Origin of the sequence: Mycoplana azooxidifex, assembly GCF_014196765.1 — a bacterium.
Lineage (GTDB): Bacteria > Pseudomonadota > Alphaproteobacteria > Rhizobiales > Rhizobiaceae > Mycoplana > Mycoplana azooxidifex.
Map to the genome: position 1 here is coordinate 63,408 of NZ_JACIEE010000005.1, position 17,206 is coordinate 80,613.

Consider the following 17,206-nt stretch of genomic DNA (forward strand, 5'->3'; position numbering starts at 1 on the left):
GGCATCCAATTGCTTGTCAGTCATCTTCATGGGGCGACCTTTCGGTTTGCACCTACGTATGAACGTGCCTTTTATTTGGCAACTATGGCGAGGAGTTCCTCATGTCAACGGCGCGACCACCCTGCCATCCTGTATTTGAAATCTTTATAAAGTCCTCAAAACCGCAACTGTCGCAGTGAATCCTAAATGCAAGCGTAAATCCATTCTTGGCCACACTGTGACATTGATCATTGTAGGGGTTCACTGCTTGCTGAGCATGGATGCCATGTTCAAGAACTCGGACGATCTGGTCATCTGGACACTTCGGGCAAAAGAAATAAAAATAGTCGGTGTCGACTGTCGCGCCGCGCAACTTGCCGCCCTCTACGTCAGGCGAACCATGGTAGGGCTTCCCATTGTTGAACTGCTGCATTGCTGTTCATCCTCCAAGCCATCGGATAGTTGACCAAGGTGCACCCGATCCCAATGGCCATCAAACGGAGAGTCCATGTCTGCTGGCATGCGTGAGGTTCGCTGACATTTACGCCGAGGATCAGCCGAAAACATTGAAATTGAAGAGAAAGAGCGCGATCCGTGGCGACCGATGGCATTTTACGATCCCGGGTGCCTACAAAGTAGGTGGGCGCCGTGTGTCCGAACCCACGGGTCCGGCCAGGGACAGCTCCCTTGAGATCGTGTATGGCCCCGGGGAATGTTGTTGCCTGTCGGGAAGCACAGATCGCTAGGTAGATATAGGATGAAAGCGGGCGGTCCGCCAGTGGCTATCTTGCCTCAGTTCGCGGCCGGCTTACCGGAAAGCTTCGCGGTCATGCCCTGGATCTGGCTCGTCAGCTCGCCGATCGCGGCAGCGATCGCCTCTTCTTCACGCGAGACCTCGGCGACCGCGCTGTCGCGTCCCTTGCGCAGCTCCCCCACCTCGCCTTCGAGCGCCGCCAGCCGGCGGGTCATCTCGCTCAGTTCGTCCATGATCATGATGCCGGCCATGACCGTCAGGCGCAGGTCGCCGATTTCGCCGAACTGGCCCTTGAGGTGGCTGACATAGCGGTCGAAGCCGGCAGCGAGGTCGGTCAGGTGCTGCTCCTGTCCCTCCTCGCAGGCCATGCGATAGGCCTTGCCATCGATTAGAACCGTTACTTGCGCCATCGAAAACTCCCGCCCTGTCTCACGTGGTATCGGCGCGCATCGTCAGCGGTCGAGAACCGCCCTGATCGTTTCCATGGCCGTGACCAGCCGGCGGGAGACCTCGCGGTTGACCTCCTCGAGCCGGTTCGCCCGGAATTCCGCCTGGTCCAGTTCCTGGGCCAGGCGCGAGCGGTCGACATTGACGCGACGAACCTCGCCCTCGATCTCGCCGTGATCGCGCTCGCGGTCGAAACGCATGTCGAGGGCGTTGTCGAGGCTCGTCAAAGCCTTGCTCAACTCCTCGACCGCCGCTCTGATTGTTTCTCCTGCCGCCATGACGCCTTCACCGGCACATCAGTCACGGACGAATCGCCGTGTGAGCTGTTTGCTTCAAGGTCTTGACAGTATTCAACATCGAACTCCAGCGTCAACCGCCCGTCCGGACTGCGGCCGCTTCCGCTGTGGATGATGTTTTTGCGCTGCGAAGACACAGGTTTCCCGAGACGAAAATACCATGCAAATTCCGGCGGCAGATCGCCGCAAATTGGGGCAAAAGCGGCGCAATTCGTTGACTTGCGCAGTGCACCTGCTATGTGTCACCCGCTTCCTAACCGGTGACCCAACTGGCATCGGCCCTGACACCCCGATTGATTTGGAACAGTCATGATCTCTCGCGAAAAACACGACCGGATGGCGAATGCTATTCGCTTCCTTTCCATGGACGCCGTGGAAAAGGCAAACTCCGGCCATCCCGGCCTTCCGATGGGTGCCGCGGACATCGCAACGGTCCTTTTTACCCGCTTCATGACCTTCGACCCGAAGGCTCCGTCCTGGCCGAACCGCGACCGCTTCGTGCTGTCGGCCGGCCATGGCTCGATGCTGCTCTATTCGCTCCTCTACCTGACGGGCTATGAGGACATCACGATCGACGAGATCAAGAACTTCCGCCAGCTCGGCGCCAGGACCGCCGGCCACCCGGAATACGGCCATGCCGCCGGCATCGAGACGACCACGGGTCCGCTCGGCCAGGGCATCGCCAACTCGGTCGGCATGGCGATCGCCGAGCGCAAGCTGCGCGAGGAGTTCGGCTCCGACCTGATGGAGCACTACACCTACGTCCTCGTCGGCGACGGCTGCCTGATGGAAGGCATCAGCCAGGAGGCGATCGCCCTTGCCGGCCACCTGAAGCTCAACAAGCTGATCGTGTTCTGGGACGACAACAACATCTCGATCGACGGTCCGATCTCGATCGCCGACAGTACCGACCAGCACGCCCGCTTCCGCGCCAGCCAGTGGAACACGATCGCCGTCGACGGCCATGACCCGGACGCGATTGCAGCCGCGGTCGAACAGGCGCAGAAGTCCGACAAGCCGACCATGATCGCCTGCAAGACGACCATCGGTTTCGGCGCGCCGAACAAGGCCGGCACCCACAAGGTCCACGGCTCGCCGCTCGGCGCCGAGGAAATCGCCGCCACCCGCAAGGCGCTGAACTGGGAGGCTGAAGCCTTCTCCGTTCCCTCCGACGTGCTCGACGCCTGGCGCCTGGCCGGCCTGCGCTCCACCAAGGCGCACAGGGAATGGCAGGAGCGCCTGGAGAAGGCCGACCCGGAGAAGAAGGCACAGTTCGTCCGCCGCTTCGCCGGCGAACTGGAGAGCGGCCTCGATTCGGCCATCAGCGCCTACAAGAAGAAGCTGGCCGAGACCAAGCCGAACCCGGCGACCCGCAAGGCCTCCGAGGATGCGCTGGAAGTCATCAACGGCGTGCTGAAGGAAACGATCGGCGGCTCCGCCGACCTGACCGGCTCCAACAACACCAAGACCAGCCAGACCAAGTCGATCACGCCTGACGACTTCTCCGGCCGCTACATCCACTACGGCGTGCGCGAGCACGGCATGGCGGCGGCGATGAACGGCATGGCCCTGCACGGCGGCCTCATCCCCTACTCCGGCGGCTTCCTGATCTTCTCGGACTATTGCCGTCCGTCGATCCGACTTGCGGCCCTCATGGGCATCCGCGTCATCCACGTCCTGACCCACGATTCCATCGGTCTCGGCGAAGACGGCCCGACGCACCAGCCGGTCGAGCAGATGGCAGCACTCCGCGCCATCCCGAACCTGATGATGTTCCGCCCGGCCGATGCCACCGAGACGGTGGAGTGCTGGCAACTGGCGCTCGAGCACAAGCAGCGCCCCTCCGGCATCGCCCTGACACGCCAGAACCTCATGGCCGTCCGCACCGAGTTCGAGGAAGAGAACCTGTGCGCCAAGGGCGCCTATGACCTGATCTCCGCATCCGACGCCAAGGTGACGATCTTCGCCACCGGCTCGGAAGTCGAGATCGCGGTCAAGGCCTGCGAGGCGCTGACGGCCAAGGGCGTTTCCACCCGCGTCGTCTCCGTTCCCTGCTTCGAGCTGTTCTACGAGCAGCCGGAAGCCTACCAGAAGGCGATCATCGGCAACTCGCCGGTCAAGATCGCCGTCGAGGCCGGCATCCGCCAGGGCTGGGACCACATCATCGGCTCGGACGGCACCTTCATCGGCATGTCGTCCTTCGGCGCGTCGGGCCCCTACAAGGAGCTCTACAAGCACTTCGGCATCACGCCGGAGGCCGTCGTCGCCGCCGCCGAAAAGAAGCTCGGCTGATCCGTTCCGGCGCGCGGCTCAGCCGTGCGCCCTTCCACATATCATGTTGACAGGGAGAGACCCGAAATGACCGTGAAAGTTGCCATCAACGGATTTGGCCGCATCGGCCGCAACGTCCTGCGCGCGATCGTCGAATCCGGCCGCACCGACATCGAAGTCGTGGCGATCAACGACCTTGGTCCGGTCGAGACCAATGCCCACCTGCTGCGCTACGATTCGATCCACGGCAAGTTCCCGGCCGAGGTGAAGGTCGAGGGCGACACCATCACCGTCGGCGGCGGCAAGCCGATCAAGGTCACCGCAATCAAGGATCCGGCCACCCTTCCCCACAAGGAACTGGGTGTCGACATCGCCCTGGAATGCACCGGCATCTTCACGGCACGCGACAAGGCGGCCCTGCACCTGCAGGCCGGCGCCAAGCGCGTCATCGTCTCGGCCCCGGCCGACGGCGCCGACCTGACCGTCGTCTTCGGCGTCAACAACGACCAGTTGACCAAGGAGCACCTGGTCATCTCCAACGCGTCGTGCACCACCAACTGCCTGGTTCCGGTGGTCAAGGTTCTCGACGACGTGGTCGGCATCGACCACGGCTTCATGACCACGATCCACTCCTACACCGGCGACCAGCCGACGCTGGACACGATGCACAAGGATCTCTACCGCGCCCGCGCGGCAGCGCTGTCGATGATCCCGACCTCGACGGGTGCTGCCAAGGCCGTCGGCCTCGTGCTGCCGCACCTCAAGGGCAAGCTCGACGGCACCTCGATCCGCGTGCCGACCCCGAACGTCTCGGTCGTCGACTTCAAGTTCGTCGCCAAGCGCGACACCACGGTCCAGGAAATCAACGACGCCATCAAGGCCGCCGCCAACGGCGCCCTGAAGGGCATCCTCGGCTACACCGACGAGCCGCTGGTCTCGCGCGACTTCAACCATGACAGCCATTCGTCGATCTTCGCGATCGACCAGACCAAGGTCATGGAAGGCAAGTTCGTCCGTATCCTCTCCTGGTACGACAACGAATGGGGCTTCTCCAACCGCATGGCCGACACCGCCGTCGCCTTCGCCAAGCTGATCTGATCGAAATACCACGACACCCGGGCAGCGATGTCCGGGTGTCGACCTTTGAGGCCATCGTGACTGAGGTGCCCCCATACTTCCGTCACCCCGGACTTGATCCGGGGTCCAGCAGCGCCGCGTCGGCGGCGCGAAAGTGTCTATTGCGCTCAAGGACTTGAGCGCGCTGGATGCCGGATCAAGTCCGGCATGACGAAGATGGGTGCGTTCACGTCCGGGTGCCCGGAAATCTCCTGCCTTCTGGCGTGAAGGCGGGAAACGCACAATGCAAATCGCCAGCGCAGATACGTGCGTTCGTATCGAGGCGCGGCGCTTCAGGCCCAGAATACGAGGAGCGGTGCCCATGACCTTCAAGACCCTGGACGACCTCAACGACATCGCCGGCAAGCGCGTCCTTGTCCGCGTCGACCTCAACGTCCCCGTCAAGGACGGCAAGGTGACGGACGCGACCCGCATCGAGCGCGTCGCCCCCACCATCCTCGAACTGTCGAAGAAGGGCGCCAAGGTCGTCCTGCTCGCCCATTTCGGCCGCCCGAAGGGCGAGCCGGTCGCCGACCAGTCGCTAGGCCTGATCGTACCCGCCGTAAACGACGTGCTGGGCAAGCAGGTCGCCTTCGCGCAGGACTGCATCGGCGACAAGGCAAAGGCCGCCGTCGACGCGCTGAAAAACGGCGACATCCTGCTTCTCGAAAACACCCGCTTCCACAAGGGCGAGGAGAAGAACGACACCGACTTCGCCAAGGCGCTTGCGGCAAACGGCGACATTTACGTCAACGACGCCTTCTCCGCCGCCCACCGCGCCCATGCCTCGACGGAAGGCCTCGCCCATCTGCTGCCCGCCTATGCCGGCCGCACCATGCAGGCAGAGCTCGAAGCGCTCGAAAAGGGTCTCGGCAATCCGAAGCGCCCGGTCGTCGCCATCGTCGGCGGCGCCAAGGTTTCCACCAAGATCGATCTCCTGACGAACCTGGTGAAGAAGGTCGACGCGCTGGTCATCGGCGGCGGCATGGCCAACACCTTCCTCGCCGCCCGCGGCACCGACGTCGGCAAGTCGCTCTGCGAGCACGACCTTGCCGACACCGCCAAGCAGATCATGATCGAGGCCGCCACCGCCGGCTGCGCGATCATCCTCCCCGAGGACGGCGTCGTCGCCCGCGAGTTCAAGGCCGGTGCCGACAACCAGGTGGTGGCGATCGACAAGATCCCCGCCGACGCGATGGTGCTGGACGTCGGCCCGAAGTCGGTCGAGGCGGTCAACGCCTGGATCTCGCGCGCCGAAACGCTGGTCTGGAACGGCCCGCTCGGCGCCTTCGAGATCGCACCCTTCGACACCGCGACCGTCGCGGCGGCAGAGCATGCGGCAGCGCGCACGAAAGAAGGCGCGCTGGTCTCGGTTGCCGGCGGCGGCGACACGGTCGCAGCCCTCAACCATGCCGGTGTCGCCGACGACTTCACCTACGTCTCCACCGCCGGCGGCGCCTTCCTCGAATGGATGGAAGGAAAGCCGCTCCCGGGCGTCGATATCCTCCGGCAGAAGTAGGCCGGCCGGCATCGCCGAACCGACCGATGGCCCTCTCCATTCGCTGGAGAGGGCCATTTTCGTTGACGCGCCGGATGCCGCGGTCGAAGATATGGACAAGACGGCCACCAGATCGTCGTCGAAGACTGGCAGCGGGAAACGGAAACTAGCCCCACGGCAAGGAGAAGCGCATGAGCGAACGACTGGAAGACATCGCCGCCCGCATGATGACGGCCGGCAAGGGATTGCTTGCCGCGGACGAATCCACGGCCACCATCAAGAAGCGCTTCGACACGATCGGCCTGGAATCGACGGAGACATCGCGCCGCGACTATCGCCAGATGCTGCTCACCGCCGACGAGGCGATGCGCGAGTCGATATCCGGCGTCATCCTCTATGAGGAGACGCTGTTCCAGGCGGCGTCCGACGGCAGGACGCTTGCCGAGATCATCGTCGCGGCCGGAGCCGTGCCGGGCATCAAGGTCGATACCGGCGCCAAGCCGATGGCGCTCTTTCCCGGCGAGACCGTCACCGAAGGCCTCGACGGCCTGGCGGCCCGCCTTGCGAAATACTATGCGGCGGGCGCCCGCTTTGCCAAGTGGCGCGCAGCACTGGCGGTGTCCGACACGCTTCCGAGCTTCGGCGCCATCAAGGCCAATGCGCACGCGCTCGCCCGCTATGCCGCACTCTGCCAGCAGGCCGGCATCGTGCCGATCGTCGAGCCCGAGGTGCTGATGGACGGCGAACCGGGCAATCACACGATCGAGCGTTCCGAAGCGGTGACGGAAGAGACGCTGCGCATCACCTTCGAGGAACTGGCCGACCAGCGCGTCTCGCTCGAGGGCATGATCCTCAAGCCCTCCATGGTCATCGACGGCAGGAAGGCGCGCAGGGCATCGGTGCAGGAGGTGGCCGAGCGGACGCTGCGCGTGCTCAAGCGTACCGTGCCCGCAGCCGTCCCCGGCATCGCCTTCCTCTCCGGCGGCCAATCGACCGAGGAGGCGACCGCGCACCTTTCGGCGATGAACGCCATGGGACCGCTCCCCTGGGCGCTGACCTTCTCCTATGGCCGCGCCCTGCAGACCGAGGCGCTGGAAGCCTGGGGCGGAAGGCCGGAAAACATCGCCGCCGGCAAGCGCGCCTTCAGCCACCGCGCCAGGATGTGCAGCCTCGCGGCGCGGGGGAAATGGACCAAGGAATTGGAGAAGGCGGCCTGAGGCGTCCCGCGCTGCGTCAACAATAGCAGAAGAAAGCCCTTGCATGACCGCTGCAAGCACCTACATTGCTTTCATCATCAACGAACAGAAAGGAAGGTGGTCCAATGTCTAATGAGATTTCGGTCTTCGTGACGGCAGTGGGAAATGCGGTGGCAGAAGCGAGGCAGCCCTCGTTCTGACCCAACCTTCCTCGGCCCAATGGCCGCGGCCTGTCACAGGCCAAACCTCATGGAGGGCCGCCCAGTGCGGCCCTCTTCGATTCCGGCGCCAGACAATCGATGCATGGCCGCAATCGTCACAACCGCGTTGCTCACCTTGTTTACGAAGTCTGCAAGGAATAGTTGCCGGGGCACCGGCGGCAGGCTAATGCTCGCGCCGTCCCGCAACGCCGCACCGCCGAAGAGGCCTCCCCGGCGCGCAATCCCATCGCCTGAGCCGGAAGGTGGCAGCGCATGTCCACTGTCAGCCCCCGAACGATCGCCACGATGGCGCGCCTTCTCCTCTGGAGCGCGGCAATCGCCATCCTGTCGACGGCAACGCTGACCGTGGTTGCGGCGCGGACGTTCTGGCTCGCCGACCTCGCCACCTTCGCCTGGCCCTTTCTCGTGCTGCCGGCGGTCATCGTGTTCCTGTCGGCAATCCTCGCCCGGCGCCCTGCCCTTATTGCGATCTCGGCAACCGGTCTCGGCATCGCGCTTCTGCCGTCATTCGCGCTGCCCACCGCCCCACCGGCGACGGGTCAGCCGGGCCTGAGGGTCATCACCGCCAACCTGTTTGTGGAGAACGAGCGCACGCCGGCCGAGTTCATCGATTTCCTGCACCGCGAAAACCCGGACGTCGTCGTGCTGCAGGAAATCCGCGAGCATTGGCAGGAGGCGCTGGTCCAGTCCGGGCTGCTCCCCTACCAGAGCAGCAGCGACATCCTGTCGCGAGACCGGATGAAGGTCTTTTCGAAGCTTCCGATCCTGTCCGAAATGCCACTGGCCCCGTATTTCGACGGGGAACAGATCCGCAAGCGGCCCGTTCGCCTGGTCCTCGACAACGGTGGACGGCCGCTCGTGCTGTATGCGATCCACCCGGAAACGCCGCGAAGGCCGTGGAAGTGGCGCGACCGCAACAACTATCTGGCCCTGACGGCGCAGGCCGCGCGCGGGGACCTGCAGTCGTCGGACGTCATCGTCGCCGGCGACTGGAACACACCGCCCTGGTCTCCCTTCTTCGTGGATTTCCTCCGCAACAGCGGGCTGCAGGCGGCCATCGTCGACCTCCTGCCGACGATGACCCGCTTCAGCCTCAGGGCCGCCGGTCTCCTTGGCATCCACGCCGGCTCGCAGATCGACCACGTCGCGGTCTCCCCGGGGATATCGGTCGGCGGATGGCGCGCCGGCCCGGACTACGGCTCGAACCACCTACCCGTGATCGTCGACCTCGCCCTGCCGCGATAGCCGGATCAGGGACGTTTCTACGGCCGTACCAGCACCGTCAGCATCATCATCACGATCGCGCCGACGGCGATCTTCCAGAAATCCCGCCGCTGCCGCAGGCCCGGAAGGCCGAGCGGGCGGATGATGTGCAACACCATCGCAATCAGGAGCAGGATCGGAAGGACTTTCGACATGGCAGTTCCTCTTTCCCTGCGTTCCTGTCACAACGCCGACACTTTTCCAAGTCGAGGTCCGACTGGATGGCACGATTCTCCGATCGCCGAAATTCGGCTATGGAAATCAGGCGCTTGCCGACATAATTCATTGCGATTGCGAATTTCCAGGGATCACCGATGCGAAATAACCTCGTCTCCGTCTTCGCGCTTCTGCTCGGCACCCTGTTTCTGTTCCTCGGCAACGGCCTGCACGGCCTCTTGCTTCCCGTCCGCGGCGCGTTCGAAGGCTACCCGACGACCCTGCTCGGCCTGATCGGAACCTCCTGGGCCTCCGGCTTCGTACTCGGCTGCCTGCTGGCGCCGAAGGTGGTCAAGCGCATCGGCCATGTGCGCGCCTTTTCCGGCTTCGCCTCGCTGATCGCGATCATCGCACTTCTGACCGGCATCCTCGTCGATCCGTTCTGGTGGGTGGCGCTGCGCGCCGTCACCGGCTTCTCCATTGCCGGCACCTCGATGATCATCGAAAGCTGGCTGAACGAGCGGGCGTCGAACGAGAGCCGTGGCGTCGTCTTTTCGCTCTATATCGCCATCACCCTGTTCGGCGTCGTCGGCGGCCAGATGATGGTGACCCTCGGCGACATCGAAACGCCCATCCTCTTCATGGTCGCGGGCATCCTCTATTGCTTCGCCATGCTGCCGACGACGCTGTCGACCGCGGCCTCCCCCCAGCCGCTCAAGCAGGTCAGCCTCGACATCCCCACCCTCTTCCGCACCTCGCCCGTCGCCTGCGTCGGCATCGTGCTGATCGGGATCTCCAACGGCGCCTTCGGAACGCTGGGCGCCGTCTTCGGTGCCGAGGCCGGGTTGGCCTCCAGCACGATCGCGATGATGATGAGCGTGACGATCTTCGCCGGCGCCGTCATGCAACTGCCCGCCGGCCGCCTCTCCGACCGCGTCGACCGGCGCTATGTGCTGGCGGCGCTGGCGGCGGTGGCGGCCCTGGCCGGCCTGCTGATGTTCGTCCTGCAGCCGGTCTCGGTCATTCCGCTGCTGATCGTCGTCGCCATCTACGGCGCTGCGGCCAATGCGCTCTATCCGATCGCGGTCTCGCATGCGAACGACTTTGCAAGCTCGGAGGATTTCGTGAAGGTGTCCGGCGGCCTGCTGCTGCTCTATGGCGTCGGCACGATCATCGGGCCGACGCTCGGCGGCCCGGTCATGACCTCCGCGGGTCCCTATTCGCTGTTCGTCGTCACCTGCGTCTCCCACCTCCTGATCACCGCTTATGCGATGTTCCGCAGCAAGCGCCGCGCCGCCCTTCCCGCCAGCGAGCGCGAAAACTACACCACCATCAATCCCGGCACGCTGACGACACCGGAAAGCCTGCGCATGTCGCCGCGCGCCAGCCAGGCCGGGAGCGCGCCGGAAGCCGGCCCGCAAGTCGACCCACAGGGCGACCCACAGGCCACGACGGAGGAAGAGCGATGAGCATCAACGACGAAGACCGCGCCGCCCGCAAGGTGGCCCACGAGATCGGCTGCGACCTGTCGCTGCTTTCGGTGGACGAGTTGGCGCTACGCGTCGAACTCCTGAAGGCGGAGATCGCAAGGCTGGAGGAGGAGAAAGCCCGCAAGGGCGCCAGCCGGTCGGCCGCGGAGAAGCTGTTCCGCTGACCTGCGCGCCGGCCGCGTGGGCAAAAGCCGAGCGACGAAGAGCGATCCGGCATCACAGTTAACCGGGCGTTAAGCTTCATCAGCTATTAATCGCATGTCCGGATCCGTCCGGACTCAGACATTTTCGCCGCTTGGGGAATGGGTCTGATTTTCTCCCTGTTTTACCTTGAGAGCCGCTTTCCCGCGGCTCTTTTTTTGTGCCCTTCCCACCTGTCCCAAGCCGTTGTAAAGAATTGTGGAGATTAACCCTTTCTTAAGATCGTGCTTGCGCGAAATGGGCTATGCCTCCATCGTACCTGCATGAAACCCCGACCAGTGGAACCCTTCTCCACCGATGCGGGTTACCTGAATTGTGATGCGTTTAACGGGAAATGGGGCCATGTCCGAAAGAGGATTGAATACCGTCAGCTTCGCTGGCCACGTCGCCACCTCGTCGCAGTTCAAGAACCTCTATGCCGAGGGCATGGGTCTGGTCGAGGAAACGGCAACCTATCTCGACGGCCCCGGCCGCCAGGCCGCCAAGGTGCTGCCGCGCATGGCCTCCGTCCTCTACGCTGCCGAATCCATGCGGTTGACGACCCGCCTGATGCAGATGGCGTCCTGGCTGCTGCTGCAGCGCGCCGTCAACAACGGCGAGATGACCCGCGACCAGGTCCTTTCGGAGAAGAGCAAGGTCCGCCTCGACGGCTTCAATGTCGATCGCGCCGCGCCCGGCTGGAACGACCTGCCGGAATCCTTCCGCGACCTCGTCGAACGCTCGCTGCGCCTGCAGAACCGCGTCGCCCTGCTGGACCGCGAGATGTATCGCCCGCAGGAAACCCAGCCCTTCGTCCCGGACAACCAGAATAGCGTCCAGGCCCAGCTCAGCCTGCTGCAGACCGCCTTCAGCAACACTTGAGCCGTCGCTCCCTTGGAGGCAACGAGACCCGGCCAGGCGCCGGGTTTTTTTATTGCCGGCTGATGACCCTGCAAACGCAAAAAGCCCGGGCGGACCCGGGCTTCGTCATTATCGCAATCGGTGAAAAACTTAGAGGCCGAGGCCTTCGAAGCGCTTCTTGAACTTGGAGACGCGGCCGCCGCGGTCCAGCATCTGCTGGTTGCCGCCGGTCCAGGCCGGGTGCGAGGTCGGATCGATTTCGAGGTTCATGACCGCACCTTCGGAACCCCAGGTCGAACGGGTCTCGTATTCGGTGCCGTCGGTCATGACAACCTTGATGGTGTGGTATTCGGGATGGATATCAGCCTTCATGACAATCTTCCTGCGTGTTCCGGAGACCATTTGTCGCAAGCGGTTGCGGCAGCCGGGTCAAAGACGTAAATGAAGCCGCGACCCATCAGGCCAGCGGCTTCCCAATTCGATGGCGAGCCTATACATGAAGGCCGGCGGGATAACAAGAGCCGAAAGAGAATTCGGCGCCCGGGGTCCCGGTAACCGATGAGGTGGACGTGAGCACAGAGACACAAGTCGGCCCCGATGCCGGCCCTGCCCGCAAGGGCGAGCGCAAATCCTTGAAGCCGCTTGCGACGCTTGTGCCCTATCTCGCCCGTTATCGCGGCCTTGTCGCCGGCGCCGGGATCGCGCTCGTCACCGCCGCCGTCACCACGCTGGCTCTGCCGACCGCCGTGCGCCGGATGATCGACCATGGCTTCTCCGAGGCGGATGCCGGCTTCATCGACACCTATTTCGTGATGCTGTTCGCGCTGGCCATCCTGCTCGCGCTGGCCAGCGCCTTTCGCTACTATTTCGTCATCACCCTCGGCGAGAGGATCGTCTTTGACCTGCGCCGCGATGTCTTCGACCACGTCACCCGGCTGTCGCCCTCCTTCTTCGACCAGAACCAGTCCGGCGAGATCGTCTCGCGGCTGACGGCCGACACCACGCAGATCAAGTCCGCGGTCGGTGCGACCGCGTCCGTGGCCCTACGCAACCTGATTCTCTGTCTCGGCGCCATCGCCATGATGATCGTCACCAGCCCGAAGCTCTCCAGCCTCGTGCTCGCCGCCATCCCGATCATCGTCTTCCCGCTCGTCGCATTCGGCCGCTCCGTGCGCCGCCGGTCGCGTCAGGCGCAGGACACGCTGGCGTCCGCGTCGGCCTATGCCGGTGAGGTGATCGGCGCGGCGCGCACCGTGCAGGCCTTCAACGCCGAACCCGCCGCCCGCTCCCGCTTCGGCGAGGCCGTGGAGAGCGCCTTCGGGGCGGCGCGCGCGGCCGTTCTCGCCCGCGCCTTGCTGACCGGGTTTGCCATCGCCATGATCTTCGGCAGCGTCGTCGCCGTGCTCTGGTTCGGCGCCCAGGACGTGCTGTCGGGCAACATCACCGCCGGCACGCTCGGGCAGTTCCTGCTCTATTCCGTCTTTGCCGCCGGCAGCCTCGGCTCGCTGTCGGAGGTGTGGGGCGAGCTTTCGCAGGCCTCCGGCGCCGCCGAGCGGCTGACCGAACTGCTCGACGAGAAGCCCGCGATCGCCGCGCCCGCCAATCCTGTCGCGCTGCCCGAGCCCGGCCGCGGCGCGCTGGAGTTCGCAGACGTCCATTTTTCCTATCCCTCGCGGCCCGGCTATCGCAGCCTGAACGGCCTGTCGTTTTCGATCAAGCCCGGCGAGACGGTGGCCGTCGTCGGCCCCTCGGGCGCCGGCAAGAGCACGATCCTGTCGCTCGTGTTGCGCTATTACGATCCGACCAGCGGTGTCGTCCGGCTGGATGGCATCGACCTGCGCACGGCCGAGCCGCAAGGTGTCCGCAGCCGCATCGCGGTGGTCCCGCAGGACGTGACGATCTTTGCCTCCACCGTCGCCGACAACATCGCCTTCGGCATGCCCGGCGCCACGCGCGAGCGCGTGGTCGCTGCAGCCAGGGCCGCGCAGGCTGAAGAGTTCATCAACCGGCTCGACAACGGCTTCGACACCATGGTCGGCGAGCGCGGCATCACCCTTTCCGGCGGCCAGCGGCAGCGCATCGCAATTGCGCGGGCGATCCTGAAGGACGCCCCGCTGCTCCTGCTCGACGAGGCGACCTCCGCTCTCGACGCCGAAAGCGAGACGCTGGTGCAGAAGGCGCTGGAGGAACTGATCGGGCAGCGCACGACGATCGTCATCGCCCACAGGCTCGCAACCGTGCTGAAGGCGGACCGGATCCTCGTCATGGAACACGGCCGCATCGTCGAGGAAGGCACGCACCAGTCGCTCGTCCGCCAGGGCGGCCTCTATGCCAAGCTGGCCAGGCTGCAGTTCGACCATGCAACGGAAGAACGCGCAGCAGCGGCACTCTGACCGGGAAAGCGGCCGCCTGCGCTTCCCTTAGGGCGGCTAAGCGCAGACGCTGCGCCCCGCGACGCGTCCGGAAAAGATGCAGCCGCCGAGGAACGTCCCCTCCAGCGCATTGTAGCCGTGCACCCCACCACCGCCGAAGCCCGCCACCTCGCCGGCCGCATAGAGGCCCGGAACGGGCGCGCCCGACAATTCCAGCACCCGGCTCGACAGATCGGTCTGCAGCCCGCCGAGCGTCTTGCGCGTCAGCAAGTGGAGGCGCACCGCAATCAGCGGCCCGGCTTTCGGATCAAGGATGCGGTGCGGCCGCGCCGTGCGCATCAGCCGATCGCCCAGATAGCCGCGCGCGCCGCGGATCGCCGTCACCTGCGCGTCCTTGGAAAATGCGTTGGCCACCTCGCGGTCGCGCGCCTCGACCTGCGCGCGGATTTGGGCGGGATCGAGCCGCGCCGCACCGGCGAGCCTGTTCATCCCCTCGACAAGGTCTTCCAGGTTGTCACGGACGATGAAATCCTCGCCCTTGTCCATGAAGGCCTGCACCGGGCCCGGCGGGTTCCGACCCAGCCGCTTCAGCAGCAGGCGGATATCCTTGCCGGTCAGGTCCGGGTTCTGCTCCGACCCGGAGAGCGCGAACTCCTTCTTGATGATCGCCTTGGTCAGGATGAACCAGCTGTAGTCGTGGCCCGAAGCCTTGATTGCCTTCAGCGTCCCTAGCGTATCGTAGCCCGGCATGGCGGGTGCGGAAAAACGGTTGCCGTCCGCGTCGAACCAGAGGGACGACGGCCCGGGCAGGATGCGGATCCCGTGGTTCGGCCAGATCGGATCCCAGTTGCGCAGCCCCTCGGTATAGTGCCACATCCGGTCGCCATTGATGACGGAGCCGCCGGCCTCCTGCGAGATCGCCAGCATCCGGCCGTCGACATGATGCGGCACGCCGCTGACCATGGATGTTGGCGGCGGGCCGAGGCGACCGGTCGGCCAGTTCCGGCGCACCAGTTCGTGGTTGCCGCCGATGCCGCCGGAGGCGACGACGACCGCGTCCGCCGAGATCGAGAACGCCCCGACCGCCTCGCGCGAGCTCGTCCTTCCTCGCCCGGCCCCGTCGTCCTTGAGCACCGAGCCTTCCGCCCCGCGGACGGCGCCGTTGGTGACGATCAGCCGGTCGACCTGATGGCGGAAGCAGAACGACAGCCGCCCCTTGACCTCCGCCTCCCGCGCGCGCCGCACGAACGGCGCCAGCACGCCCGGCCCCGTCCCCCAGGTCACGTGGAAGCGCGGCACGGAATTGCCGTGGCCCGACGCAAGGCTGCCTCCGCGCTCGGCCCAGCCGACGACCGGGAACCAGCGCATGCCCTGCGCATGCAGCCAGGCACGCTTCTCGCCCGCGGCGAAATCGAGATAGGCGTCCGCCCACAGCCGCGGCCAATGATCCTCCGGACGATCGAACTGGGCCGAGCCCAGCCAATCCTGCCATGCGAGATCGCGGCTGTCGCGGATGCGCATGCGGCGCTGCTCGGGGCTGTCGACGAAGAAGAGACCGCCCAACGACCAGAACGCTTGGCCGCCGAGGTTCTGCTCCCCCTCCTGGTCGAGCACGGTGACCCGCAGCCCGCGGTCGACAGCCTCCGTCGCCGCGACGAGACCCGCAAGCCCCGCGCCGATCACCAGCACATCGCAATCCATGAATGCCCTCCCAAGCTGTCCCCGGCGGGAAGTTACGCGCACGTCAGCGTAAGGGCAATGCGGAAATGGCAGTGGCGGGAGGGCTGGGGAATGAATAGCGAAGATGCGGTTTGCGTCGCGGCCGCCGCAGCCCCCTCATCCGGCCCTTCGGGCCACCTTCTCCCCGGAGGGGAGAAGAGGGAGGGCTCGTTTGCCGGCCAGCCCAAAGGTTCACGCTGGATCTGCTGCGAACAACGGATCCGTCGCACGATGCCGGTGCGTCTTGCCTCTTCTCCCCCACCGGGGAGAAGTGCCGGAGCATAGCGAGGCGATGAGGGGGGACGCCGGGCGCGAAGTTGCAAGATCGGCTCTCTCCTGCCGAGAGGCCCGCCTACTTCTCCGTCAGCTTCAGTTCGATGCGGCGATTGGTGGCGCGCGCCTCCGGGCTTTCACCCGGCGCCAGCGGCTGGAATTCGCCGAAGCCGGCGGCGACCAGGCGGTCTGCCGGAACGCCGTTGGCGATCAGGAACTTCACAACCGAGGTCGCGCGCGCCGAGGAAAGCTCCCAGTTGTCGACGTAGCGCCCCGTGCCCGAAAGCGGGACATTGTCGGTATGCCCGTCGACGCGCAGCACCCAGTTGATCTCGGCCGGGATCTCCTTGGCGAGGTCGAGGAGCGCCGTGGCGAGCTTTTGCATTTCGACCTGCCCTTCCGGGTTCAGGTTGCTGCCGCCGGACGGAAACAGCACTTCCGACTGGAACACGAAGCGGTCGCCGACGATCCGGATGTTCTCCCGGTCGGACAGGATCTCGCGCAGGCGGCCGAAGAAGTCGGAGCGATACCGGTTCAACTCCTGGACCCGCTGGGCGAGCGCGACGTTGAGCCGGCGGCCGAGATCGGCGATCTTGGTCTGCGAGGACGCATCCTTCGCCTCGGATGCCTGGAGTGCGCCCTCGACCGCTGCGATCTGGCTGCGCAAGGCCGCGATCTGCTGGTTGAGCAGTTCGATCTGGCTCATCGCGCGCGCAGACACCTGCCGCTCGCTGTCGATCGTCTCGTTCAGCTCGGAAACTTTCGCATTGGCGGCGTCGGATGCGCCGGCACCCTGATTGAGGACCTGCTGCAGGCGCGAGCGCTCGCCTTCCGATTCGGCCAGCGAAGCCTGCAGGTTGACGAGCGAATCCTCCAGGTCCTGCTTGCCGCTCTTCTCTAGCGCCAGAAGCTGGGTCAGTTCGTTCACCTGGCTTGTCAGCCGGTCGAGCACCTCGTCCTTGCCGCTGATCTCGCGGCTCAGGAAGAACTGGGCAAGCACGAACACGCAGAGCAGGAACATGATCGCCAAAAGCAGCGTCGACAGCGCATCGACGAAGCCCGGCCAGTAATCGACCGCGCGTTGCGAACGGCGGGTGCGGGCAAGCGCCATGGG

16 protein-coding genes and 1 other RNA gene are annotated in these 17,206 nt (G+C 65.1%); 9 read left to right on the forward strand and 8 right to left on the reverse strand.

Annotated elements, in window-relative coordinates:
• Positions 1-82: 82 nt before the first annotated feature.
• The 4 genes from GGQ64_RS12200 to GGQ64_RS12215 form a co-directional block, all read right to left on the reverse strand.
• Entirely contained in the window at positions 83-412 is a 330-nt protein-coding gene (locus GGQ64_RS12200; protein WP_183804526.1) for a hypothetical protein, read from the reverse strand.
• Between the two features lie 152 nt (positions 413-564).
• Positions 565-723, reverse strand: a non-coding RNA gene (ssrS, locus tag GGQ64_RS12205) — 6S RNA.
• A 48-nt stretch (positions 724-771) separates the two neighbouring features.
• Complete coding sequence (locus GGQ64_RS12210; RefSeq protein WP_183804529.1) at positions 772-1,143, reverse strand: cell division protein ZapA; 372 nt, start codon at positions 1,141-1,143, stop codon at positions 772-774.
• 42 nt (positions 1,144-1,185) lie between these two features.
• A complete protein-coding gene (locus GGQ64_RS12215) occupies positions 1,186-1,458 on the reverse strand; it encodes a DUF4164 domain-containing protein (RefSeq protein ID WP_183804532.1) in 273 nt (90 codons plus the stop codon).
• 327 nt (positions 1,459-1,785) lie between these two features.
• Here GGQ64_RS12215 and tkt point away from each other — a divergent pair, with 327 nt between their 5' ends.
• From tkt to GGQ64_RS12240, 5 genes are all read left to right on the forward strand, one after another.
• Positions 1,786-3,768, forward strand: coding sequence for a transketolase (gene tkt / locus GGQ64_RS12220; protein WP_183804535.1), 1,983 nt, complete (start codon positions 1,786-1,788; stop codon positions 3,766-3,768).
• Between the two features lie 66 nt (positions 3,769-3,834).
• Positions 3,835-4,845 (forward strand): type I glyceraldehyde-3-phosphate dehydrogenase, encoded by a 1,011-nt coding sequence (gene gap / locus GGQ64_RS12225; protein WP_183804552.1) that lies wholly within the window; start codon positions 3,835-3,837, stop codon positions 4,843-4,845.
• Positions 4,846-5,185: 340 nt separating this feature from the next.
• Positions 5,186-6,382: a phosphoglycerate kinase gene (locus GGQ64_RS12230; RefSeq protein WP_183804555.1), complete on the forward strand. Its 1,197-nt coding sequence runs from the start codon at positions 5,186-5,188 to the stop codon at positions 6,380-6,382.
• A 170-nt stretch (positions 6,383-6,552) separates the two neighbouring features.
• Positions 6,553-7,578 (forward strand): class I fructose-bisphosphate aldolase, encoded by a 1,026-nt coding sequence (locus GGQ64_RS12235; RefSeq protein ID WP_183804558.1) that lies wholly within the window; start codon positions 6,553-6,555, stop codon positions 7,576-7,578.
• 452 nt (positions 7,579-8,030) lie between these two features.
• Positions 8,031-9,023, forward strand: a complete 993-nt coding sequence (locus tag GGQ64_RS12240) for an endonuclease/exonuclease/phosphatase family protein (RefSeq protein WP_183804560.1) — start codon at positions 8,031-8,033, stop codon at positions 9,021-9,023.
• Positions 9,024-9,040: 17 nt separating this feature from the next.
• Here GGQ64_RS12240 and GGQ64_RS12245 read toward each other — a convergent pair whose 3' ends face one another.
• Positions 9,041-9,196 (reverse strand): hypothetical protein, encoded by a 156-nt coding sequence (locus GGQ64_RS12245; RefSeq protein ID WP_183804562.1) that lies wholly within the window; start codon positions 9,194-9,196, stop codon positions 9,041-9,043.
• 159 nt (positions 9,197-9,355) lie between these two features.
• On the opposite strand from GGQ64_RS12245, the gene GGQ64_RS12250 reads away from it, so the two are divergent.
• The 3 genes from GGQ64_RS12250 (at position 9,356) to rcdA (ending at position 11,749) form a co-directional block, all read left to right on the forward strand.
• A complete protein-coding gene (locus GGQ64_RS12250) occupies positions 9,356-10,666 on the forward strand; it encodes an MFS transporter (protein WP_183804564.1) in 1,311 nt (436 codons plus the stop codon).
• Complete coding sequence (locus GGQ64_RS12255) at positions 10,663-10,851, forward strand: DUF1192 domain-containing protein (RefSeq protein WP_183804566.1); 189 nt, start codon at positions 10,663-10,665, stop codon at positions 10,849-10,851. Before GGQ64_RS12250 ends, GGQ64_RS12255 begins: the two co-directional genes overlap by 4 nt.
• A 379-nt stretch (positions 10,852-11,230) precedes the next feature.
• Complete coding sequence (gene rcdA, locus GGQ64_RS12260) at positions 11,231-11,749, forward strand: protease adaptor protein RcdA (protein ID WP_183804568.1); 519 nt, start codon at positions 11,231-11,233, stop codon at positions 11,747-11,749.
• Positions 11,750-11,878: 129 nt separating this feature from the next.
• Here the strand turns inward: rcdA and rpmE are convergent, their stop codons facing one another.
• Positions 11,879-12,100 (reverse strand): 50S ribosomal protein L31, encoded by a 222-nt coding sequence (gene rpmE, locus GGQ64_RS12265; protein WP_183804571.1) that lies wholly within the window; start codon positions 12,098-12,100, stop codon positions 11,879-11,881.
• Positions 12,101-12,297: 197 nt separating this feature from the next.
• Between rpmE and GGQ64_RS12270 the strand changes: the two genes are divergently transcribed.
• Positions 12,298-14,121: an ABC transporter transmembrane domain-containing protein gene (locus GGQ64_RS12270; protein ID WP_183804579.1), complete on the forward strand. Its 1,824-nt coding sequence runs from the start codon at positions 12,298-12,300 to the stop codon at positions 14,119-14,121.
• 36 nt (positions 14,122-14,157) lie between these two features.
• Here the strand turns inward: GGQ64_RS12270 and GGQ64_RS12275 are convergent, their stop codons facing one another.
• Positions 14,158-15,801 carry an FAD-binding dehydrogenase gene (locus GGQ64_RS12275; RefSeq protein ID WP_183804581.1) on the reverse strand — a complete coding sequence of 548 codons (1,644 nt, stop codon included), beginning with the start codon at positions 15,799-15,801 and terminating at the stop codon, positions 14,158-14,160.
• Between the two features lie 370 nt (positions 15,802-16,171).
• Positions 16,172-17,203, reverse strand: a complete 1,032-nt coding sequence (locus tag GGQ64_RS12280; RefSeq protein WP_183804583.1) for a peptidoglycan -binding protein — start codon at positions 17,201-17,203, stop codon at positions 16,172-16,174.
• Positions 17,204-17,206 lie beyond the last annotated feature (3 nt).